The 23,228-nt window shown below is 61.5% G+C and carries 20 protein-coding genes and 1 pseudogene; 4 read left to right on the top strand and 17 right to left on the bottom strand.

The window, feature by feature from the left end; translation table 11 throughout:
* Positions 1-205: 205 nt before the first annotated feature.
* The 9 genes from B2V90_RS23105 to B2V90_RS04480 all read right to left on the bottom strand — a co-directional run bounded on the left by B2V90_RS23105 (position 206) and on the right by B2V90_RS04480 (position 6,374).
* Positions 206-370, bottom strand: a complete 165-nt coding sequence (locus B2V90_RS23105) for a TetR family transcriptional regulator (protein WP_376784574.1) — start codon at positions 368-370, stop codon at positions 206-208.
* A 95-nt stretch (positions 371-465) separates the two neighbouring features.
* Entirely contained in the window at positions 466-1,686 is a 1,221-nt protein-coding gene (locus tag B2V90_RS04445; RefSeq protein ID WP_017501556.1) for an NAD(P)/FAD-dependent oxidoreductase, read from the bottom strand.
* A complete protein-coding gene (locus B2V90_RS04450; protein ID WP_017501555.1) occupies positions 1,683-2,651 on the bottom strand; it encodes a carbon-nitrogen hydrolase family protein in 969 nt (322 codons plus the stop codon). The genes B2V90_RS04445 and B2V90_RS04450 overlap by 4 nt, the downstream gene beginning before the upstream one ends.
* An 8-nt stretch (positions 2,652-2,659) precedes the next feature.
* A complete protein-coding gene (locus tag B2V90_RS04455; RefSeq protein WP_017501554.1) occupies positions 2,660-3,259 on the bottom strand; it encodes a GNAT family N-acetyltransferase in 600 nt (199 codons plus the stop codon).
* A complete protein-coding gene (locus tag B2V90_RS04460) occupies positions 3,259-3,660 on the bottom strand; it encodes a ketosteroid isomerase-related protein (RefSeq protein ID WP_026109247.1) in 402 nt (133 codons plus the stop codon). Before B2V90_RS04460 ends, B2V90_RS04455 begins: the two co-directional genes overlap by 1 nt.
* A 5-nt stretch (positions 3,661-3,665) precedes the next feature.
* Positions 3,666-3,977 (bottom strand): 2Fe-2S iron-sulfur cluster-binding protein, encoded by a 312-nt coding sequence (locus B2V90_RS04465; RefSeq protein WP_017501552.1) that lies wholly within the window; start codon positions 3,975-3,977, stop codon positions 3,666-3,668.
* Positions 3,977-4,825, bottom strand: coding sequence for an S-formylglutathione hydrolase (fghA, locus tag B2V90_RS04470; protein WP_026109246.1), 849 nt, complete (start codon positions 4,823-4,825; stop codon positions 3,977-3,979). Before fghA ends, B2V90_RS04465 begins: the two co-directional genes overlap by 1 nt.
* A gap of 9 nt (positions 4,826-4,834) precedes the next feature.
* Complete coding sequence (locus B2V90_RS04475) at positions 4,835-5,230, bottom strand: VOC family protein (RefSeq protein WP_017501550.1); 396 nt, start codon at positions 5,228-5,230, stop codon at positions 4,835-4,837.
* Positions 5,231-5,261: 31 nt separating this feature from the next.
* Positions 5,262-6,374 (bottom strand): S-(hydroxymethyl)glutathione dehydrogenase/class III alcohol dehydrogenase, encoded by a 1,113-nt coding sequence (locus B2V90_RS04480; RefSeq protein WP_017501549.1) that lies wholly within the window; start codon positions 6,372-6,374, stop codon positions 5,262-5,264.
* A gap of 207 nt (positions 6,375-6,581) precedes the next feature.
* Between B2V90_RS04480 and B2V90_RS04485 the strand changes: the two genes are divergently transcribed.
* Entirely contained in the window at positions 6,582-7,487 is a 906-nt protein-coding gene (locus tag B2V90_RS04485) for a LysR family transcriptional regulator (RefSeq protein WP_017501548.1), read from the top strand.
* Positions 7,488-7,550: 63 nt separating this feature from the next.
* Here the strand turns inward: B2V90_RS04485 and B2V90_RS04490 are convergent, their stop codons facing one another.
* Positions 7,551-8,843 carry a tyrosine-type recombinase/integrase gene (locus B2V90_RS04490; RefSeq protein ID WP_017501547.1) on the bottom strand — a complete coding sequence of 431 codons (1,293 nt, stop codon included), beginning with the start codon at positions 8,841-8,843 and terminating at the stop codon, positions 7,551-7,553.
* Positions 8,844-9,133: 290 nt separating this feature from the next.
* On the opposite strand from B2V90_RS04490, the pseudogene B2V90_RS23110 reads away from it, so the two are divergent.
* Positions 9,134-9,214: pseudogene (locus B2V90_RS23110) on the top strand (hypothetical protein); the annotation flags it as partial.
* A 32-nt stretch (positions 9,215-9,246) separates the two neighbouring features.
* Here B2V90_RS23110 and B2V90_RS04495 read toward each other — a convergent pair.
* From B2V90_RS04495 to B2V90_RS04525, 7 genes are all read right to left on the bottom strand, one after another.
* Entirely contained in the window at positions 9,247-9,516 is a 270-nt protein-coding gene (locus B2V90_RS04495; RefSeq protein ID WP_228220378.1) for a hypothetical protein, read from the bottom strand.
* 210 nt (positions 9,517-9,726) lie between these two features.
* Positions 9,727-11,211 (bottom strand): sulfatase, encoded by a 1,485-nt coding sequence (locus tag B2V90_RS04500; protein ID WP_228220379.1) that lies wholly within the window; start codon positions 11,209-11,211, stop codon positions 9,727-9,729.
* A 49-nt stretch (positions 11,212-11,260) separates the two neighbouring features.
* On the bottom strand, positions 11,261-12,343 hold the full coding sequence (locus tag B2V90_RS04505; protein ID WP_228220380.1) for an aldose 1-epimerase: 1,083 nt from the start codon (positions 12,341-12,343) through the stop codon (positions 11,261-11,263).
* Positions 12,340-14,061, bottom strand: coding sequence for a sulfatase family protein (locus tag B2V90_RS04510; protein WP_293919900.1), 1,722 nt, complete (start codon positions 14,059-14,061; stop codon positions 12,340-12,342). The genes B2V90_RS04505 and B2V90_RS04510 overlap by 4 nt, the downstream gene beginning before the upstream one ends.
* 61 nt (positions 14,062-14,122) lie before the next feature.
* Complete coding sequence (locus B2V90_RS04515) at positions 14,123-15,133, bottom strand: LacI family DNA-binding transcriptional regulator (RefSeq protein ID WP_228220382.1); 1,011 nt, start codon at positions 15,131-15,133, stop codon at positions 14,123-14,125.
* A gap of 186 nt (positions 15,134-15,319) precedes the next feature.
* A complete protein-coding gene (locus B2V90_RS04520; protein ID WP_228220383.1) occupies positions 15,320-18,244 on the bottom strand; it encodes a TonB-dependent receptor domain-containing protein in 2,925 nt (974 codons plus the stop codon).
* A 230-nt stretch (positions 18,245-18,474) separates the two neighbouring features.
* Positions 18,475-20,415 carry a glycoside hydrolase family 3 protein gene (locus tag B2V90_RS04525; protein ID WP_228220384.1) on the bottom strand — a complete coding sequence of 647 codons (1,941 nt, stop codon included), beginning with the start codon at positions 20,413-20,415 and terminating at the stop codon, positions 18,475-18,477.
* A 153-nt stretch (positions 20,416-20,568) separates the two neighbouring features.
* Here B2V90_RS04525 and B2V90_RS04530 point away from each other — a divergent pair, with 153 nt between their 5' ends.
* Both B2V90_RS04530 and B2V90_RS04535 read left to right on the top strand, forming a co-directional pair.
* The gene (locus B2V90_RS04530; RefSeq protein WP_228220385.1) at positions 20,569-22,059 is read left to right on the top strand and encodes a sulfatase family protein; all 1,491 of its coding nucleotides are present in this window, start codon (positions 20,569-20,571) and stop codon (positions 22,057-22,059) included.
* A gap of 101 nt (positions 22,060-22,160) precedes the next feature.
* The gene (locus B2V90_RS04535) at positions 22,161-23,210 is read left to right on the top strand and encodes a LacI family DNA-binding transcriptional regulator (protein WP_228220386.1); all 1,050 of its coding nucleotides are present in this window, start codon (positions 22,161-22,163) and stop codon (positions 23,208-23,210) included.
* Positions 23,211-23,228 lie beyond the last annotated feature (18 nt).

Raw genomic sequence — 23,228 nt, forward strand, 5'->3', positions numbered from 1 at the left:
CTTCTGCCAAAGTAGTGCTAGGGTCAGAACCCATTGCTGTAATTAGATTTAGTTGATTCAGGCTCCGTGAGGAGACTGGATCTGAGCGATTGAACGCTCTTGGGAAAATACGGCTCAAGCCGCGCCATCTGCTCGTCCGTCAGCCAATACAGGTCCCTCAAATCCAATCTCCTCGCGGAGCATGAATCAGATCGAGCCGGTTATATCAATGGGTCCTGACCCTAGATCCGCCGATCTGGACCGCAACCTGGGACATGGTGGTTGCAGCATAGCCATTTTCCAGAAAAATCTTCCTCGCATTTTGCAAGATCGCCCGCCGTCGTGCGATTTTCTTCTCTTCGCGGCTGCCCACTAATTTCCTCTTCCTCACCAGAGCCGGTGCTTAGCCCAATAGTATCTCGCTTTCCTGATTGGATTAGCCTGAGCAAATCGCAAACTCCACGATCGAGGCACCGCCATCTGCTTTCAGGTGACATCCTTAAGCATCGTGGACGCGTCAGCCAGTTGCGTCGGATTCAGCACCGCTCCGGACAGCACATGCGCGCGGCCCTGAACATAATCCTTGACCGCATTGACGCAATCGAGCGCGATCAGCTTGCCGTCCTTGAGGTAAAGTACAGAGAAGCTGCGGGTCGCCGGATCGCCGCGCAAAATCGTCTGGTCATGCCCGGTCGACAGTCCGACGGTCTGGAGCTTCAGATCATATTGGTTCGACCAGAACCAGGGCACAGCGTTATAGGCCTCTTCCATGCCCATAATATGGCCTACCGCGGTCTTCGCCTGATCGTTGGCGTTCTGGACCGATTCCAGCCGGATCTGCGCACCACGGGCGAAGCTGTTGGCATGCGCCGCGCAATCGCCCACCGCATAGATGTCGGGCAGGCTGGTGCGGCAATATTCGTCGACATCCACGCCATTGCCGCCGATGGCCCCCGCCGCGATCAGCGGGCCGGTTTCGGGGATGATGCCGATGCCGACGATCACCATGTCGGTTTCGATCCGCTCGCCATCGGCCATCTGCACGGCGGTCGCCTCGCCATCCGTCACCTCGATGCAGTCCATCCGTGCGCCGGTGCGCAGGTCGACGCCATGGGCGCGATGTTCCGCCTCATAAAAGCGCGATAGATCTTCACCCGCCACGCGCGCCAGCACGCGATCAAGCGCTTCGAGCAGCACGACCTTCTTTCCGAATTTGGACAGCACGGCCGCCGCTTCAAGCCCGATATAGCCGCCGCCGATCACAGTCACATGGTTGATCTGGTCGATCTTCGCCATCATCGCGTCGACATTGTCGCGGCGGCGCACGGCATGGACATTGGGCGCTTCGGCGCCATTGCAGGTCAACATGCGGGGAGAGCCGCCCGTGGCCCAGATCAGCTTGCCATAGCCTATTTCCGTGTCGCCTGCGGTCACAAATTTACCGACAGGATCAACGGCCTTCACGCGGCGGCCGAGCAGCATGTCGATCCCGCGCTCTTCCCAGAAGCTCGCCGGGCGGATCAGGATGCGATCAAAGCTCTTGTCGCCCGCGAAATATTCCTTGGACAGCGGAGGACGTTCATAGGGGGGATCCTTTTCGTCGCCGATCATGGCGACCGAGCCTTCGAAACCCAGTTGCCGCAGCGATATGGCCGCTTGCGCACCGGCATGGCCCGCACCCACGATCAGGACGTCATAACTACTCATTCGAAAATCCCATCAAAAATCGGTTCTGGATAGCTGCTGTCCGCGCATTGCTGGCGGACTGCCGACATTGCCATGGCCCACTCAGCCGTTCGATCGGCGATCAGCAGCGGCACCTGCTGTTCGGGCCAGTGACGGAAGGGAAGAACCGTGCCATCCCGGCGCCACAACTCGACCTGATCGAGCCGGACATCGGCTATCAGCCATTGCGGCCGGTTCAGGTCGCCAAATGCGAACACGCCATTGTCCGGCGTGATGCCGTCAGGCGGCCCGTAAATGCCCGCCGAGCCGTGATTCTCGTCCAGCGAGGGCAACCAAGGCGCCTCACCGACCGTCGGCGCCTGAACCACATAGCATTGATTTTCCAACGCCCGGGCCTGCGCACCGATACGCACGCGCCAAAAGCCCTGCATGCTGTCGGTCGCGGAAGGAACAAGGATGATTTGCGCACCCGCCTCTGCCTGCGCACGCGCGATCAGCGGAAATTCGGCATCATAGCAGATGGTTATCCCCACCCGTCCGACCGGTGTATCGATCACATGGATGGCCTCGCCACCCCCTATGCCCCAGGTTTCCCACTCGAATCGGGTCATGACGATCTTGTCCTGATGACCGGAACTGCCGTCCGGGCAAAAAAGGCGGGCACGGTTGACGATCAATCCCCGATTATCCCGGCATGGGCGGCTGCCGCCCAGGATCGTCACCTCATAGTGAATGGCAAAATGGCGATGTAGTTCGTCGATCCGCTCCCCGACCGCCATGACATGATGCAGCCAGGCCTGCAAATCCGCCGCAGCGTCAGGATCGCCGCCCGCCAATTCCATCGCAGCATATTCTGGGAAAAGCAGGAGTTGCGCACCCTGTTCCGCCGCTTCCCACACCCAGCGGCTGATCTTAATTTCCCAAGCGCCGTAGGTGAGTAGAAGCTCGATCGGATATTGCGCGGCGGCAATACGGAAATCTGTCATTTGGACGCCTATAGCTGCTTCAACCAGAAGCGCATCAGATGTTCGCTCTCTTTAGCTTGCCCGGCTTCCTTCCAGCGCATGTTCATGGTGAAGCGCGGCGCAAGGCGATAGCCGCGCCTGTGCCAGAAGGGGGTGAGGTCGCGTGCGCTTTCCGGTCGCAAGGGATGGTCCGCATCCCTCGACACCGCGCAAAAGACAGCGCTACTCGCACCGGCCTTGCGCGCCGCCGCCTCGCGCTCGTCGAAGAAGCGATGACCCAGGCCGAGCCCGCGAAACTGGGGCAGCAGCACGGACTCGCCGAAATAGAAGAAGCTATCGACATCGACGCCGGCGGCCAGAAAGGGAGATTTGACGGCATCAGACTGAGTCGCCATGGGCGATGCGGTAGCCATGCCCACGGGAATTTCCCCCAGCCGTGCGACCACCAACACGGCCGCCTCGTCGCTCAGAAACTCGGCCAGATAGCCGGCTTCATAATCGACGCTACCATCATAAAGATAGGGCCAGCTGCGAAACACAGTCATGCGCAAGGTTGCGAGCGCGTGCAGCGACATGTCGTCCTTGCAAATGCACTCGACCCGGATCTGCTCGACGAGGTCCGCCTGCATCAACCCGCCTTCACCTGATCCAGCCAACCGGCCAGATTATAATGATTGCTGACCCGCGCGATCAGGCCATCGCGCAGTTCGAAAAAGGCGCCGACGCGCAGAAGGTAACGCTGGCCCGATGCCGGGGGCAGATCGGTATCGGTTTCCAGATATTCCCCTTTCAGCATGAATTCCCCCGCCGCCCGTTGCCCGTCAGCCGAGGTCAGGAACACCGGATCAATGACCTGTTCCCTGTAGCAGCGGTTCATATGGTCGAGAAACTCGGCAAAGGCTGTCTTCCCCCTCCGCACCGCACCCTGCGAGGGTTCATGCACGACATCATGCGTCAATAAATCGAGCATCGCCGCACTGTCGCCGCGATTGAAGGCCGCATAATAACGGACAAGCAGATCATCGTTCATCGTCTTCAATTTTCCGGCGCTATGGTGACCCGAAGACCGTCCATCTCGGCCGTCAGGGGAATCTGGCAGGAGAGACGCGACCGGTCACTGCGATGATCGCTACTGTCGAGCAGGTCGTTTTCATCCTCGCTCATCGCGGGCATCGCCGCGTCCGGCTCGATAAAGACATGGCAGGTCGCGCAGGAACAACATCCGCCGCACAGCGCCAGCAATTCATCCAGGCCGCTGTCGCGGATCGCTTCCATGAGCGACAGGCCGGCTTCTGCTTCGATCGGCCGTTCCGATCCATTCCGGTCGGCAATGATGATCTGGACCATTAGTTCGTCCCTTTCATTAGCCGTTCCGCATGCCAGCGCAAATGATCGGCCATGAAGGAGGAAATGAAATAATAGCTGTGATCGTAGCCGGACTGCATCCGCAGCGTCAGCGGCTGGCCCGCGCTTTTGCAGGCCGCCTCCAGCAATTCGGGACGAAGCTGTTCGGCCAGAAACTGGTCGGCATCGCCTTGATCGACCAGCAGATCAGGCAACCGGGCGCCATCCTCGATCAGCGCGACGGCATCATGTCTGCGCCAAACGGCGCTGTCCTCTCCCAGATAGCCCATCAGCGCCTTCTTTCCCCAGGGCACCTGCGAAGGGGCAACGATCGGAGAGAAAGCCGACACCGCCTTGTACCGATCGGGATGGTTGAGGCCGATGGTCAGAGCGCCGTGGCCACCCATGCTGTGGCCCATGATCGACTGGCGTTCCATATCGGCGGGGAAGTTCGCCGCGATCAATGCGGGCAACTCCTCCGTCACATAGGACCACATGCGATAATGGAGCGCAAAGGGCGCCTCGGTTGCGTCGACATAGAAGCCCGCGCCAAGGCCGAAATCATAGGCTCCGGCCGGATCGTAGGCGACGCCCTCTCCGCGCGGGCTGGTGTCCGGCGCGACGAGGATCAGCCCCAGCTCCGCGCAGGCTGAACGGAACTCGCCCTTTTCCGTCACATTGGCATGGGTGCAGGTAAGTCCGGACAGATACCAGACCACTGGCAGCTTCACGCCTTCCGCATGGGGCGGCACGAAGACGGAGAAGGTCATCTCCGTCCCCGTCACGCTGGAAGCATGTTTATGGACGCCCTGGACCCCGCCATGGCTTTTGTTGGTTGAAACGGTTTCCAGGGCCATCATTCACTCGCTGAAGAAATAGGCGCAGACCTTGTTCCCGGCCGGATCGCGCAGATAGGCGGCATAGGCGCCGGGCAAGTGACCGCGAGGGCCAGCTGCGCCTTCACACGCACCACCCGCCGAAACGCCAGCGGCGTGGAATGCATCGACGTCAGCTTGACTGGAGGTCGCAAAGCCGATGGTCACACCGTTGCCGGATGGCGCTTCACCGTTGCCCGGACGCAGGACCGGAAAGGCCGGCTTGTCCTTGCCATACAGAATGGCGCTGTCACCAAAGGGCCCCAAATTCTTCACGCCCAAAGGCGCCAGTGCGGCGTCGTAAAACGCCGTGGAAACTGCCAGATCGCTTGCGCCGACGCAGGCGTGCGAAAACACGCCATCACCCGAAATCACTGCCATATTTATTCTCCGACTCTATCAAAAATGAATGTCAGAACACAACCACGCTGCGAATGCTCTTGCCGGCGTGCATCAGGTCGAAGGCGGTGTTGATCTCCTCCAGACCCATGACATGGGTGATCATCGGGTCGATCTCGATCTTGCCGGCCATGTACATGTCGACAATCTTGGGCACGTCGGTTCGGCCCTTGGCGCCGCCGAAGGCCGTGCCGCGCCAGTTGCGGCCTGTGACGAGCTGGAAGGGACGCGTCCCGATTTCTTTACCCGCTTCGGCTACGCCGATGATGATCGATGTGCCCCAGCCGCGATGGCAGGCTTCCAGCGCGGTACGCATAACTTCGGTATTGCCGGTCGCATCGAACGTATAGTCGGCGCCGCCGTCGGTCAGTTCCACGACCTTCGCCACCGTCTCTTCCCGGCTCAGCCCCTTTGAATTGAGGAAGTCGGTCATGCCGAACTTGCGGCCCCATTCCTCACGGTCGGGATTGATGTCGACGCCGATGATCTTGTTCGCACCGACAAGGCGCGCGCCCTGGATCACGTTGAGACCGATGCCGCCCAGGCCGAAGATAACGACATTGTCGCCCACCTGCACCTTGGCCGTGTTGATGACCGCGCCCACGCCGGTCGTCACGCCGCAACCGATATAGCAGCTCGACTGGAAGGGCGCGTCCTCGCGGATCTTCGCCACCGCGATCTCCGGCAACACGGTGAAGTTCGAAAAAGTCGAGCAGCCCATATAGTGGAAGATCGGCTGGCCCTTGTAGGAAAAGCGCGTCGTGCCGTCGGGCATCAGACCCTTGCCTTGCGTCGCGCGGATCGCGGTGCACAGGTTGGTCTTGCCGCTGAGGCAGCTTTTGCACTGGCGGCATTCCGGCGTGTAGAGCGGAATCACGTGATCACCCGGCTTGACCGAAGTGACGCCCGCGCCGACCTCACGCACGATGCCCGCGCCTTCATGACCCAGGATCGAGGGGAAGATACCCTCGCTGTCGAAGCCGTCGAGCGTATAGGCATCGGTATGGCAGATGCCGGTCGCCATGATCTCGACCAGCACTTCACCAGCTCGGGGCCCTTCCAGGTCTACCTCGACGATTTCCAGGGGCTTCTTCGCTTCAAAGGCGACGGCGGCGCGGGTCTTCATGTCTCACTCCTGCTCGTGATCAAGGTCGGAAATGAGCTGATGTGGCTCGGCGCAACCGGCAAAATTCTCGCACCACCATGCGAAGATGCTCGTTAGCCAAACCACAGGCCCCTCCGATATTCTTTTCGTGCTCAGGTTCTAGCAATTCGCTCGCGCTGTGATAATATAGTCATTCAGCAAATAATTATTTCCTATTAGGGATAATAAATGTCGAGTTGGGACGGGATCGACGAATTTGTTAGCGTTGCGACGACAGGCTCTTTCACGCGCGGGGCGCAATCGTTAGGCGTCTCGACGACCCATGTCAGCCGATCGATCATGGCGCTGGAGCAACGAGTACAGGCGCAACTGTTCCACCGCACCACACGCACCGTCCGCCTAACCGACACCGGGCGCGTTTTTTTCGAGCGCTGTGAACGGATAGCCCAGGAACGAGACGAAGCCATTGCGCTGATCGGAGACCGAAGCGAGCCCCAAGGCGAGTTACGGGTCACCTGCTCCACAGCCATGGGGGAGCGTTTTATCTCGCCAATCATTCGTCGCTTTGCCATGCGACATTCCAGACTTAATGTGTCCATCGAACTCACCAATCGGGTGACCGATCTGATTGCCGAGGGCTTCGATTTGGCTGTGCGAACAGGCACAATCACTGACTCGCGCCTGATCGCGACGAGAGTTGCCTCACGCACACTTTATACCTGTGCTGCGCCCAGTTACCTTGCCACGACTGGACGACCGACAATGGTGGAGGCGCTGGATCAGCATGAATGTATCGCGGGCTCTGCGGCCACGTGGCATTTCAAGGTGGACGGCCAGGAAGTCATTCACAGGCCCCAGGGGCGGTTCCGCTGCAATAGCGGCCAGGCAGTGATGGAAGCGTGCGTTGCCGGCCTGGGCATCTGCCAGCTACCCGATTTCTACATCCTGCCGTACCTGAAGCATGGCATGGTCGAACTGCTGCTGGAAGACATGCAACCCGACGATGAACCGATCTGGGCGGTCTATCCCCAGCGGCGCCATTTGCTCCCAAAGGTGCAGCAGGTCGTCGATTGCCTGCTGCATGAGTTAGGGCCGGCGATGAACAGGCCACGAAACGAAAGAACCTCAGGATAAGTCTCGACTTCCATTTATCCCACCAGCTACAGCAGTACGATCGGCTGGCGCCCTTCATCCATCTCAGGCAGCAAGATCCACAAGGGGCACGACCGCTCGAGCCACCAAATCATCCAGACCATCGACGATCCACCGGGAATAATGCCGCTCGATCATCACGACGGAGGTGTCGTGCAGCGCGGCCACGAGGCGAATCGGCAGTCCCATGCGGAGGCCCCGAACGATCGAGCTGTGCCGTAATGCATAAGGGATGGTTGCGGCTGGGAGCCCTGCCTCTTTCACAACCTGATTCCAGCTTCGGGTCATTTCCGAGGGCGATTTCCATGGCCCTCGTTCGTAACGCTCCCACTTGACCGCCGAGACCTGCCGGACACGCCAACGTTCCAACAACGGCGCACTCGACGACCGATCCTCCACGATCGGCTTCAGCAGTTCGACGATATCGTCGCCGATCGCCACGCGGATATGCTCGTTGTTCTTCTTATTCCCCTTGTAGGATTGCGGGATCATGAGCCGGTTCCGCTCCAGCAACGCATCCGCGACCTGCATCCGCCGCAACTGGGCGAATCGGGCACCGGTCGCCGCCATGACCGCGACCAGACGCCCCAGATCCTCGTCCATGGCGCAGGCGGCCGCGACGATCCGGCGCACCTCGGCATCGGCCAAAATCTGGTTCTCACGGGCCTTCGACTCGGTCACCGCCGGGGCTTCGAGGGACAAGCCATATTTGATGGTCAGCGGCAGATCGACCGGAAGAACCTTGCGATGCTCTGCCCAGGCCGCATTGAGGGCCGCCTTGAAATCGTTGAGCAGCCGCTGCGTGCTGGTGAACTTCTGTCGGGCCAGTCGCTTCTGCCAGGCGCGCAGATCCGCCTCCGACAAATCCTTGAGTGCCAACCCTGCCATCCGCTTGTCGCCGAGGACATGCTTGTTGAGCTTGTAATGGGCATCCGACCGGACATCCCTTCCCGCCTGTGCCGCGCGCCGCGCGTCGCGTCGCACGACATAGGCCGAGATCGCCGTCCCGACGGTGATGTTGGGGTCAAGCGCTGCCGGCGCACCGCTCGTCTGCCGCTCGACCCATTCGAGCGCTTTTGCCAGCGCCTGCTTCCAGCTGAGGATCGTATCATCGTCAGCGTCACGGACGTCGTCTGGCTCGCCCAACGTGGCGTTCAAATAGGCATTGGGCACATCGGTGCGCCGGAAACGGACCACCCAGCTGACCTTCCGCGCGCCCTTGTAATAGCCGATATGGAAGCCCTCGGAGACGAGCCGCCAATAGGCCTTGGTCTTGACCGGCAGGCGCAGGCGCACGGCCCGATCCTGGATACGAATGTCGGCAACTATGCGAGCCATAAGCGAAAGGGACCATCCGATTTCTTGTCCTTTTGCTATAGCAGGACTGCCTTGGATTCGCAAGGATGCCACAATGCTAAGTATATGAAATTAAATGCATCCCAGAGTGTCCCCAGACGTCTTGGCGGCTCTCTCTCACGGCTGAAACACGGGTTCGATTCCCGTAGGGGTCACCAGTAAAATCAATAACTTAATGGATTTTTATTGGTTGAAATGGCAGATTTGGTCCATACGTCGTCCATGGATTTATCCGGGCGTCGGCGGCAGACTGCAAAGCCCATGACGCCCTGATCGACCTACCCGAGCGCGCACCTGACGCCTTGCTAGCCGACAAGGGCTATGACGCCGAAGCAATCCGTGCCCGCCTTGCCGAACGAGATATCGAGGCCGTCATTCCGGTGGGTCAAACCGCCGCGGGAAAATCGAACATGGTCGGGCGCTCTGAAAGCAGCGCAATCGCATCGAGCGCATGTTCGGTCAGCTCAAGATCAACCGCGCCAAGGCGACCCAATAGGATCAACTGGCCAACAGCTTCCTTGGAATGGTCCAAATCGCAACCACCAGATACTGGCTCAATTTGTCCACGCCGCCTAAAACGCGATGAGGAACAGGCAGCCCAGCTATTCCGCTGCATAACACTTAACAGCGCCGCAGGATTGAGCGATAATTCCATCCACACGTTGCCTTCAATGGCAGCATTAGCAACAAACTTTTGACAAAGATCGCCGTAACAACACCGGCGAGTTTACATTATACTATGACCGCAATCTGTCAGCGGTCGGTAGAGGCGGCTGTTGCTCTCGCGGCACAGCAAGTCACAGAAGATGAAACTTGTGTATCGATTTTGGCAACAGCAAGCCAATTTCTACCCGATAATCATCCACTATTCGGCACCGCCAACACCATAACGTGGACCTGGCGGCGCTGTAGGCAACATCGCCTTTAACCGCTGGACGATGTGGGCATAGCGTGGATCAGCCGCCAGGTTGCGCGTCTCGCCCGGATCGCGATCCTCATCATAGAGTTCCGCGCCCAGCTTGCCCTTCTCCCACTCCGTGTAGCGCCAGCGGGCGACGCGAACGCTGCGACCGCCCTGCACCTGGCTATAGGCGGGCTGCGTCCACGCCTTCGACGCCGGATTGTCCAGCAGCGGCTTCAAACTGTCGCCTTCAAGGCCATCGGGCTTGGGCAGTCCGGCGATCTCCGCGATGGTCGGATAGAGATCGACCAGTTCGACCATCTTCCTCGACACGCGCCGATTGCCTTTCGCGCCGGGCATGTTGATGATCAGCGGCACCTTCACAGATCCTTCGAACAGCATCTGCTTTTCCCACTGGCCATGTTCGCCCAGCAGGAAGCCGTGGTCGCTGGTGAATATGATGATCGTGTTGCGATCCAGCCCCAGCGGCTTGAGCGCATCCAGCACGCGGCCGACCTGCGCGTCCATGAAGGATGTGGCGGCGTAATAGGCGCGCACGAAGCTGCGCTGCTGATCGACGGTCAGGTCCAGATTCTGGAAGCCGACCAGTCCGTAGGACGCGGGCAGCACCTTGGCCAGCGCCGCCGGGTCCTCCGGTTCGAACTTGACCTTGTCCAGCGGATACATGTCGAAATATTTTTTGGGCGCGACTTCGGGGACGTGCGGGCGATAGAAACCGGCGGCAATGAAGAAGGGGCCGTCCCGATGCTCTTTCAACATGGCGATGGTTTCGGACGCGACCTTGCCGTCGGTCTGCTCCTCATCCGTCCCTTCATCCGCCAGGAAAGCGAGCGCGCTGCCCAGCCGCCCGGACGGATGCGGGTTGAGGATGGTCATCCGGCCATCCCGTTCATTGATCTTGTCCCGCCCGGCAGGATTGACGACCCGGTCCCATGATGGCGTGTCGTCAGGCCCGCTGGTCCCGATGTCGCCGGGCACGCCCTGATGATAGATTTTGCCCACGCGCCCGGTAAAATAGCCATTCTGGCGGAAATATTGCGGCAGGGTCACGACGCCGGGCAAATTGGCCCGAAACTTGGTTTTCAAATCCCAGACGCCGGTAGTGTCGGGCCGTCGCCCGGTCAGGAAGGAGGCGCGGCTCGGCCCGCACCAGGGATATTGCGAATAGGCGTTGGCAAAGTTCACGGATCGCTTCGCCAGCCGGTCCAGATTGGGGGTCTGGACCGGCTTGAAGCCGGTCGCGCTGGTCCGGGTGTTCAGATCGTCGGCGATCAGGAAGAGGACGTTCATGCGCTGCTGCTGCGGGGCGGCCTGTCCCGGCGCGCTGGTCCTGGCGACAACGGACTGCGACATGGCGCAGGGGGCCAGCGCCAGCATTGCCGCCTGCACCCACAAACCCGCCCTCTGCCTGCGCTGCCTGCTCATCATGCTTCCCTGATCCCTTCTGCCGCAGGACGAACGCACGCCCTGCCATGAACTACAAACGAATGTCGGCGGAGAACGCCCATGTGAAACTCTGTCCCGGCGGCAGCAGCACGACGCCGCCACCGGACAGCGCATTCTGCCGCCCATACCATGGCTCTGGACTGAAAAAGCCCTTCTCGACATTGCCCCAGAGATTGAAGGCAACGACATCGCGCTCCGCCGGACCCCGCGCCTGTTGCATGATCATGATCGATCCCACGCCAGGCTGCGTCAGCGTGACGGCGGGACGACGCCGAAAACCCGACCAAAGCAGAGGAAGTGCCGTTTCGGTGCCAAGCGAGGAGAGGCGCGCGGCTTTAAGGGGGTCGAATGCGGCTGTGCCTGCGGGCCGTCCATAGGCGTCCAGCAAAAGCCGCCCTCGCCCATCGGCGCTGATCCTTGCGTCGGCAGCGTCGCCCTGCCCGCCAAGCGGCAAGGCGAAGGTGATGTGATTGCCGATCGAAAAGGGCATCGCCACATCGCCAGGGTTCGTGACCTGATGGGTGACGCTGATCCGGTCGCCACGCAGCGCGTAGGTGATCGATAGGCGAAACGGGAATGGGAACAGCGCGCGGCTTTCGGGCGTGTCACGCAACGCGATCGTGACGCTCGCCCCGCTCGCCCCCTTTGGCGGGGTAACGACCGACCATGCGCCATTTTTGGCAAAGCCATGGATCGGCATCGGCCAGAGCTTCCCCTGCCATTGCCAGCCGGCGGCCTTATCAGCCTTGCCCTGTGACGGATCGGCGGCGAAGGTGCGTCCCGTTGCAGGCCACATCACCATCGCCTTGCCCGCAAAGCCGGGCTGCGGGCAGAAATCCATGCCGCGATAGAGAAGTTCGTGGCTCTTGCCCGCCCGGCGCAGCTGCAACCCGACCAGCTGTCCACCCAGCGTCGGGGCGATCACGGCCGTCAGGCGCGACCTTTTGGGCTGGAGACGGATCAGCGTCGCCGACAGGCGCTGGTCCAGGCATCCCGGTTCGTCCTGGGCCGCCATGGCAGGCGCGGCCGCAAGCAGCGCCGCCGCTGCCATGGCCAGCCCCGCCCGGCGCGGCGGGCACGTCACCGGCGGCACATCAGGCGTCCGTGCCGTCAATCCTTGATTCCCGCATTCTCATTCGCTTCCGGCGAACCAAGCACCGGGAACCGAACGAATGCCTTGCCTTCATCATGCGCGCGCTGCTTGGCGACGCTGTCGGGCAGGACATTATCCTTCCTGTCCACGCGATTGGGTTCCACCAGCCAGCTGTCCGGGAAAGGCGCAGCGCCGGTTCCCGCGCGGTTGCGCCGCACGCTGCCGATGGCGTTGCGTTCGCCATAGGGAATGGCGTGGCGACCGTCGCGATTGGCCAGTTGCTGGTACAACGCCTTGCGCAGATCGACCTTGGCCTGAAGATAGGCCGGATCGTCGATCAGATTGTGCATTTCGTCAGGATCGCGCGCCAGATCATAGAGTTCGTCGGTGTCGTAGACGCCGTAATATTGGATATATTTCAGGTTATCGCGCTGAATGGCGAATGTACCCGGCGTCATGGGATAGGCCCATTCCCAATAATATTCATAGGTGAAGTCGGGCGCCTTCCAGTCCTTGTCCGCGACCTTGCCGGTAATGAGCGGCCATGCGCTGACTCCTTCGAACTGCGCTGGCTGCTCGACCCCGGCCAGGTCCAGGAAGGTCGGCGCATAATCGAGATTGCGTATCCGCCCGGTGTTGACCGCACCGGCCGGCACCGTCCCCGGCTCATACATGACCATCGGCACGCGTACCGACGCCTGATAGGCAGTCCGCTTGTCGATCAGGCCATGATCGCCGATCTGAAACCCGTTGTCGGCGGTAAAGACGACCAGCGTATCCTTTTCCAGCCCGTTCGCCTTCAGATAGGCGGCAATGCGTCCAACACTGTCATCGACCGCAGCAAGCGCGCCATAATAATAGCGCAGATATTCGGTCATCTTCATATCGGTGTTGAAGAAGAAATCGATGCCGTGCCATGTGTTTCGCTGGTTATAGACCCACATCGGCTTGCCCTTGTAATTTTCGGGCATGTTGGCGGCGCTGGCCGGAATCTTGAAATCGGTCCGATCGTACAGATGGCGGTAGCGCGGCGGCGGCAGAGGGTCCGAATGGACCGCCTTGTGGCTCAGATACAGGAAGAACGGCTTGCTCTTGTCGCGTTCCTTTTCCAGCCAGTTCATGGCGTAGTCGGTCAGCTCATCGGTAATATAGCCTTGCTGCGCGACCTTCTTGCCATCCACGTTCCACATCGTCGTTTCGCCGCCCTGCACGGCTGCATCGGGATCGCCGCTCGCAGGATAATAGCTCCCCTGCCCCCGGAAACTGACCCATTTGTCAAAGCCCGGACGCGGCGTGTCGACGTCGTTGCCCATATGCCACTTGCCGATGAAGGCGGTCTGGTAACCCGCCTTCTGCAGATAGGACGGGAAAAAGGTCAGCCCGGCTTCCGACGAATTCGCATTGTCGACAATGCCATGGTTGCGCGCGGTTTCGCCCGTCAAGATGGTCGCGCGGCTGGGGCTGCACAGCGACGACGTGACCACCGTATTGGGAAAATAGGTGCCGCCCCGCGCCAGCCGGTCGATATTGGGGGTTCTGAGTTCCGGCTGCAAAAAGCCCATGCCGTCATAGCGCAGGTCATCCAGCAGGATGAAAACCACATTCCGCGGCTTGCGCGCCGGTTCGACCTTGGCGGGACTGGCCGCCTTTTGCGCGGGGCGCGCGGACAGCAGGGTCGCGGGGCATGTCGCCAACACCATACCCGCCGCCAGCAACCCGTATAGACGCAGCCTCTTCATGACCCCTCCAATCTGTTTAGAGCGGTAATATCGCAATTGGCAGCGCTGTCAATGTCGCGCCTTACATGTCCTCGCCATGCACGTCAGCGGTCGCTCCCGGTTGCGTGGACCCGCGGATGATGAGTTCGGGCACCAGTTCCTCCAGCGCGTCGGCATGGCCCAGAAGGACGGAAATGGCATTGCGCGCCATGCCCGGAATCGGCTGCCTCACCGTCGTCAGCGGCGGGTACATGGTGCGACTGCCCGGCGAATCGTCGAAGCCTGCAATCGCTATGTCGCGGGGTATGTCCCGGCCAATCTGCCGCGCCGCCGCCATCGCGCCCAGCGCCATCGCGTCGTTGGTGGCGAAAATGGCGTCGGGGGGTTCGGGCAGGGCCAGAAGCTGCTCGGCGGCGGCCTTGCCGGACGCGAAGGTGAAATCCCCCTTCACGACATAGTCGGCACGATAGCGGAGGCGCGCCTGGGCAAGGGCGGACCGATAGCCGGTCACCCGTTCGCTGGCGGCGGCCCTCTCGAACGGCGGCGCGATGAGGGCGATGCGCGACTTTCCCGTCGCAGCGATATGCGCCACCATTTTGCGGCTGACGTCCGTGTCCCTGACAGGAACGATGTCGCCATAGCCCGACAGGGTGGACGCGACCCTGACGAGCCGGGTTCCCTTGCTCTCAATCGCCCTGACAATCGCGGCGTCGTTGCTGAGCGGCGGGACCAGCATGATGCCGTCTGGGCGCAGATTTGCCGTCACCCGCTCGACCAGCCTCTCCGCAGTCTCGTCCTGATCCCTTACCTCGACCACGAGATGATAATTGCGCAGACGACATTCGGTCGATGCGGCCACCAGCATGCTCGTCTGATAGCTGCTGAAAACGTCGCTCAATATGAAGGTGATCAGGAAGGATCGGCTGGCCGCCAATTGCCGCGCCGCCAGATTGGGGCGGTAGCCAAGTTCGTCGATCGCCTTCATGACCCGTTCCTTCATGGCAGGGCGGACATGGGCTTCGTTGTTGAGAACTCTGGAGACGGTTTTCATGCCGACGCCGGCCTTGGCCGCCACATCATAGATCGTGACCAAAAATCTCACCTCATTACCGACTGTCGCTCGGCGAACGGCCTATGGCAACAGTGGGGCAGATGCAAATATGGCGACACGAGCCTTCAGGGCCACGACAATTAGGGTCACAGAAAGGAAACGACAGGCTCAAAAGAAAAGGCCGCCCCGATCGAAATCGCGGCGGCCCCTTATCTGGCACTGGTCCGATCAGTAGGCCATCCGCACGCCGACGCGGAAGGTGCGACCCAGCACGTCGTAAAGATTGGCGTTGGTGCCGATATTGTTGGCCGGTGCCACCGGCGGGTTGGTGTTGAACGCATTCTTGATCGCGCCAAACACTTCCACCATGCGCGGGCCATTGTCGATGATGCGATAGCTCGCATTCACGTCGACATAGGTAACCGCCTTGACGCGGTTGTCGTTGATGCTGTTCGGCAGGGTCGGGCTATAGCCGTCATCCTGCGGCCCGACATAGGTGGTGCCGAACTTGCCCTTGGGAATATAGCGCGACTGCATGCCCAAAGTCAGCGGCCCGCTGGTGAAGGTGGCCCGCGTGTTGATCTGATAGCAGGACATGCTGGGATAGGCCTGCTGCGTGACCGTGCCGTTCTGGCATTTGCCGTTCAGTGGCGATCCCGCGTTGACATAGGTCAGCTTCGTATAGGCCGTGCCCAGGATGCGCAGGTCCAGCGTACCGATATTCTCGATCTGCTTGCGATAGCCCAGTTCGACGTCGAAGCCCTTGACCTGCAACTCGTTCGCGTTGGCAGAGATGTTGCGGATGAAGGTCAGAACGCCATTGGCATCGCGGGTGACGAAGGCGCATGCATCCTGCGCGCCCTGGAAGCACTGGGTGACCAGAGTGGGACCGCCCACGGCCGCGATATAGCCGGTTACCTTGATGTCATAATAGTCAACCGACAGCTGGAGATTGGGTATCGCCGCAGGCTGGATCGTGACGCCGAAGGTCTTGGTGTGCGAAATTTCCGGGCGCAGATTCGGGTTGCCGCCGGACTGGGTGGCGACCTGCGTGCTGGTATTGGTCGCCGGGTCCAGGATCGCGCTGTTCTGGACGTTGGGCAGGATATATTGCTCGTTCATGTTCGGCGCACGGAAGTCGCGCGAAATGGTGCCGCGCATCCGCAGCCAGTCTACCGGCTTGTAGACCAAGCCGAGCTTCCAGGTGACTGCGTTGAAGCTGGAGTCCGCAGGGCCAACGGCGCCGCCCGCCAGGGGCGCTTCGGGGCTGGAGAATTTATAATGGGCGTGCCGCACCGCGCCATTGACTTCCAGCGTCTCGGCAAGGGGAACGTTGGACAGCAGCGGCACATTGGCCTCGGCATAGACTTCGAACACCTTGCTGCGTCCGTGCAGGGCGCTGTAATTCTGGATAAAGCCACCGGCGGCCGATACGGGGTCGACATCCGCCGCGATGCTTTCGGTGCGATATTCCGCGCCCGCCGCGACCGAAACCGGTCCGCCCCAGGCGTCGAAAGGCTGCCCCTGGACGTTCGCGCTGACGTCGTCCAGCGTGATCCTGGACCGCTGAACGGCCGTGCCATAAACATATTGCAGCGCAGCGTCGCTGGCTGTGCCGACGCCGAACAGGTTGAGCGGCTGACAAGCGGCATCCGTGGTCGCCGACTGGTTGACCGCACAGACGATCCTGCCGGCATTGGCGCCCGTGCCGTTGACGGCCTGAACCGCGCGCGAGAAATTATTCTGATTGATGATGTTGCGCGCGACATTATCCAGCTTGCTGACGCCCCGGACATAGCTGGCGTCCCAGGTCCAGCCGCCCAGATCGCCCTTCAGGCCGGCGGCGACCCGATAGCTTTCGACATGATAGTCGACGATCGGAACCAGCAGACCATCGCCCGCCTTGCCGATGTTGACGTTCGCCAGGCCGATCTGCTGCATCTGGCTGCGCAACTGGGCGGGAAGGAAGGGATTGTTGACCGACAGCGTGATCGCGCCGGTGTTGGGCGGCCCCGCCCGCAATGTGCCTGCGGCGTTCTGGTTACCCGAACGCAACTGCGCGAACGTGCCCTGATTGTCCGTCTGACCGTAGGAGCTGTCCACCCACGCCTTCAGATTGTCGCTCAGTTCCGCTTCCGCCCGGAAGAGGGCGGCCAGGCGCTTTTGCGGCCCCTGAAGATCGAAGGCGCTGCTGGCAGGATTGATGCCGCGGCGCGACCCGCCGATCATCTGGTTGTTATTGGGCGCGTAGAGCTGGCCGAAGGTGAAGGGCAGCAGCGTCGTGCCATCGTCCGACACCTGTTGCTCGCCAAATGCATTGGTCAGCCTGGAACTGACGATCAGGCCAGCGGGCGTATTCTGGGACCAACGCACGTCGGGCGAGATGATCAGGGCCGGCAGGCCGTTCTGCGCGGAATTGGCGTTCGACATGACGCCATATTCCTGGGCGCACCAGCTGCGCGAATAGCAGTTGCCCGTCCTTTTCCGGTCCTGATAATCAAGCCCGGCGATGATGTGCAGACGGCCATCCAGGAATTTCTGGCCCACGCCGAACGAGTATTTCTGCTCATCCCCATCGCCAGCGTCCGTCACGCCATATTGCGCCGAAGCGCGAATTCCCTCCAGCTTGTTGTTGAGGATGATGTTGACGACACCGGCCACAGCGTCCGAACCATAGGCCGCCGACGCGCCGCCGGTGACGATGTCCAGCCGCGACACCAGCGAACTTGGAATGAGGTCGGTGTTGAACAGGCCGGTGAAGGTCGTCGCGGGAAAGCGCAGCCCGTCCACCAGCACGAGGGTGCGAACCGCGCCCAGACCGCGCAGGTTGATCAGATTGTTGCCGGGGCCGTTGCCGCCACCGCCGACGAACGCCGTCGTCGAACTGGTATCGGTGCGCACGACGGGCAGGTCGTTGATGACCTGCGACAGCTGCGTCGCGCCGGTTTGCGCAATCAGGTCCGCGCCGACCACCGTGACCGGCGTGGGCATGTCCGCGCCGTTACGAACCACGCGCGAACCGGTAACGATGATGGCTTCGCTTGCGCCATCCGCTTCCCCCGCCTGCTCCTGCGCCATTGCAGCGCCGCAGCATGCCATCGCGGCCCCCGCGAGCAAGAATCCCAGATAATGACGATGACCCTGTGAAGCCACGATACCCTCCCCCTGTTATGGCGACCTGTCAACACGGCCTGCCTTATTTCGCGCCCCCCATCGTTCAGAAGCCTGAGGGCCCTACCTATTGATGTAGCGGTAATTCAATATGGCAGCGCTGTCAATTATATCATCGTACTCATGCCGACGATCGCGTAATGAGCGATACAGTTTTGCAACGGTGCCTCGCGCGCCAGAGGTTTGAATATTTCGGTACAAAGGCCGCCAACTCATTTCAAACACAAGCCCGCGTTCCGGCGGAACAGCGCCTCCTCATCGTCTGACAAATCCGGGCGCTGGCGTTCGACCGCGGCCATGGATGCCGGAAGCGCGAAGGGCAGGTGACCGCAGGCCGGGCTGAGCCCCGAAACTATGTCGAACAGAGCCACGTCGCTTGTGCCGAAATTGACGAGCACGGCCTTGGCATGCGGCATGAGGGCGGTGAGCACCGCGGGTCGATCCATCTCCACCGCGGCAATGACGGGCACAAGCGCCGCCGCCCGCTTGAGCGCCACCAGTGCCGGATCATCGGCCCCGAAGTCGAGCCGCCCTTCATGCTGCCGCGACCCGAAAAAATGGAAAGGGTGCAGCTTTTCGAACGGCGTGGCGGCGCGCACCAGCGCTATGTCGGCCTCGGACGGGTCTTTGACGACGACATAGCCCGCTGAAGCCGCAACAGCCTCATCCACGCCATAAAGCCAGATTTTCTTGCGCCCTTTCAGCGGCAATAATCCGCCCTCGTTGCGCAGCAGTATCTGGCTTTGCCGCTGCGCCTTGTCCGCCTCGCTCTGCCACTTAGCATTGCCGACCAGCCTGGCGGCGGCCTGTTCGTCGACATAGGGATTGTCGAACAGGCCCTGCCGGAACTTGAGCGCCAATATGCGCCGCGCCGAATCGTCGATTCGCTCGACCGAAATTGCGCCGCTGCGCACGCCTTCCAATATCGGGGCGGCATCATCCACGCCGCCGAACTGGTCGATGCCGGCGTCCACGCCCTTGGCGAATCGATCGGCGACGCTCAGCTTTTCCACGCCCCATGGCATGCCGATCGCCTGCGGCGCCTGGGGATGATCCGCATCCGGCGATACGCAGGTCTCCGGGCAGTCGCGCGTGATCGACCAGTCCGAAATGATCAGGCCCCGATATGCCTTTTCGCCACGCAGCAGGTCGGTCAGCACCTGTTTGCTGAACCCTGCGCCGACCGGCTCGACCGGCTTGCCGCCAATCGAGGGGCCATGCAACGCGACATAGGTGGGCATCACGCCCTCGCTCACCGCTGCAAGCGGGCCATCGAACGCGCGGACATGATCGGCAAATGACGCATCGGTCAGATGGACGTTGCGGCCATAATGATTGTGCCCGTCAAACCCTTCCGGCTCCGCGCCATAGCCGACCCAATGCTTGACCACGGTCGCGACGCCCGTTGGCGTCACGCCGGTCGCGCCGCCCTGGAACCCTTCCACATAGGCGCCCGCCAGGCGGGAGATGGTTGCGGGGTCGGAACCGAATGTCGCGGAAAAGCGGGACCAGCGCGGCTCGCTACCCACATCGGCCTGGGGCGACAATGCCATATGGATGCCGACGGCGCGATATTCCTGCCGCGCAATATCCCCAAACCGGCGGACGAGATCGGCATCGTCCAGCGCCGCAAATCCCAGCGTATCGGGCCACAGGGTGAAGCCACCGCCCGTCGTGCTCGCGCCGATCGTGGCCTGAAAATGGTGGCGCGGATCAGTGCTGATCGTTGCCGGAATACCCAGCCTTGTGCCCTCGGCGATCTTCTGCACCATATTGTTCTGGCGCGCGAATTCCGCCGGCTTCACCACGATCCGGGTGATGAAGCTGTTGATCTTCCCACCTTCGATCATGGCGCGCACCCGCGCCATGTCATAGCCGGTCGACGACACGCCGATCGCCGATCCATGCCCCGGCAGACTCGCATGCACCATCAGGCCGACTTTTTCCTCGATGGTCATGCGCGCCATCAGGTCGTCGACCCGCTCCTCGACCGACAGGCGCGAATCCTCGTAGCGGTCTAGCTGATTGTTGCGGTTAAGATCCCGCCACTGCCGCGCTTCAGGCGCGGCGACCAGCGGCGTAGTCAGGGCAAAAAGCCCGGCGACGCAGGCCGGAGCCAGCATTACGCCCCGATACAGCTCTTTCAAGGCCATGCCCCCTCCTGTCCCGCAATCTCAGTTTAATTTAGCGCTATATTGATTATATCGCAGAAGTGGGCAAGACTGCATTTGCACAAGGCAGCATATCAAGTGACGGACCGGCCGGCCCCGCAGGGTGACGCGACGGTGGCCGCAAGGGAGGATGGGATGATCAACCAACGCAAGCGCAGGTTTTTGCAGGCCAGCGCAGCCGCCGCCATCATGGCCGCGTTTCCCCGCTATGCCCAGGCGGTCGACTATGTGAAGCGTGATCCGCGCAAGCGCCACAATCTGCTGCTCATCACATCGGACGATGTGGACTGGTCGGCGCTCGGCTTCATGAACGGACGGCGCGGCCTCACCCCCAATCTCGACAGCCTCGCCGCGCAAAGCCATGTCTTTGAGCAGGTGCGTACCGTAGCGCCGATCTGCATGCCCTCGCGCCAGGCGTTCATGAGCGGCCTGTTGCCGCACAAGAATGGCGGCAACGGCTTCTTCCCGATGCGGGAGGGTATGCCGACGCTATGCACCACCCTGGCTGCCGAAGGCTATTATTGCGCCGCCAGCCACAAGATCGGCCATATGCAGCCCGCCTCCTCCTTCCCCTGGGACTTAAAGCAGGAAGGCAAGGACCGTCATCCCATGGTGCATGCCGACATGCTCCGCCTTGCCGTCACGGAAGCGCAGGCCCAGTACAAACCCTTCTTCATCAACTGCAACATCAACGATCCGCACCGGCCATTTTATGGCGCGGAGGATGCGCAGGAAATCGATCACGAGCAGACCGGCCCGTATCGCATCGCCCGGCCGCTCAAGGCGGGCCAGGTTCCGATCCCCGCCAATCTCGAAGACTTGCCCGATATTCGGGAGGAGATGGCGCAATATTGGAATTCGGTGCAACGCCTCGACATCGCCGTGGGCAATATTCTGAAGGCTCTCAAGGATAGCGGCACTTGGGACGACACGATCGTCCTGTTCGTGGCGGATCATGGCATGCCGATGCCCTTTGCCAAGGCCAGCGTCTATGACCATGGCATCCGTACGCCCGTGCTGCTGCGCTACCCCGGCATGGGAAAGCCGCGCCGCTTCGATACGCTCACGACCAACCTCGACATATTGCCGACGCTGATCGAGCTGTTGCAGGCAAAGCCGATCGCAGAGCTGGACGGGCAATCCTGGGTTCCGATGCTGAAGGGCGGCGCGGCGCAGGACAAGCCGTTCATCATGTCCTATGTCGACTATGTGTCGAGCGGGATGCTCTACCCTTCGCGCACCTTGCAGGACAAACGCCACGCCTTCCATTACACCGCCTGGGCGAACGGCAAGACCGAACTCAAGATCGAAAGCATGTGGGGTCTCACCTTCCCCGCCATGGCGAAGGCCGCGGAAACGGACGCGCGCATCGCCGCGCGCGTGAAGCAATATGTGATGGGCTATCCCATGGCGCTCTATGATCTGGAGGCTGATCCGGGCCAGCGGAACAATCTGATCGCCGATCCCGCCTACAAGGCCAAGGTCGATGAGATGCAGCGTCTGATGCTGGCCGAGATGGAGCGGACGGGCGATCCCCAGCTGGAAAATTTCCGCGTCTCGCTGGCCGGTGGCACCCCGGTCCTGAAGCAGGAGCCGGCCAAGTTCCGCATCCGCGGCGGTGACTGATTGGCCGAACCAGCCCGGCCAATGGGCCTGGTCGTCAGAGTGTGGATTGTTTGCCAATCCCCGCTTATGACGATGTCCTTCGCCAACCGACCAGGGATGACATGACGAGCCCGGACACTACCCGTAAACGCCGGAGAGGCGCGAAAGGCCCCACGATCACGGCAGTCGCGCGGGAGGCTGGCGTATCGGCCATGACGGTCTCCAACGTCATCAACAACAAGAGCTTCGTCAACCCGGTCGCGCGCGAAGCCGTTTTGAAGGCGGTGAAGGCGCTCAACTACACGCCCAATTCCGCCGCCCGCAGCCTGGCGGCGGCCAAGACGCTGCGGATCGGCCTGCTCCACCGCGACATTGACAGCGCGCTGTTGAGCGCCATGCTGGTTGGCAGCCTGCGCGCCACATCGCGCCTTGGCGTGCAGCTGGTGCTGGAAATATACGACTTCTCCGATCCTGTCGGCGGCATCGAAAGGATGATCCGAAGCGGCATTGACGGCCTGTTGCTGCCGCCGCCGGTCTGCGAGATCGCTAGCGCCGCGGGTCTGCCCGAAAGGCATGACGTGCCGATGATCGGCTTGGCACCCGGCGGCGACCTGCGCAACATGGATTGCGTGCGCATCGACGATGAACAGGCGTCCTATGAAATGACGCTCATGCTGCTCGGCAAGGGGCACCGCCGGATCGCCATCGTCACGCTGCCGACTTCGCTGGTGGCGGCCTCCCGTCTGAAGGGCTATCTGCGCGCGCTCGGCGACGAAGCTGTCGTCGCCGATATGAAGCTGGTCTGGGAAGCACCCCCGACGTTCGAGGCGGGCCTGGCCCTGGCGGAGCGCGTGCTGACCACGCAGCGGGATTTCACCGCCGTCATCGCGGGGAATGACGACATGGCGGCGGCGTTCGTGAACGTGGCGCTGCGCAACAAGATTTCGGTGCCGGACGACCTGTCGATCACGGGTTTCGACGATACGCCGATCGCCGTCAAAATCTGGCCGGAACTGACCACCATCCGGCAGCCGCTGGCCCTGATCGCCGAACGGGCGGCAGAGCGGCTCGTCGCAACGCTGCGCGGCGAGCCGCCTGAAACCCAGCCGCTGGCGATCTACGTCGATTACAAGATGATCGAACGGCAATCGACCGGACCGGCACGGGCCTGATCGTCTCCCGCTAACGAC

Origin of the sequence: Sphingobium sp. UBA5915 (genome assembly GCF_002431195.1) — a bacterium.
GTDB lineage: Bacteria > Pseudomonadota > Alphaproteobacteria > Sphingomonadales > Sphingomonadaceae > Sphingobium > Sphingobium soli.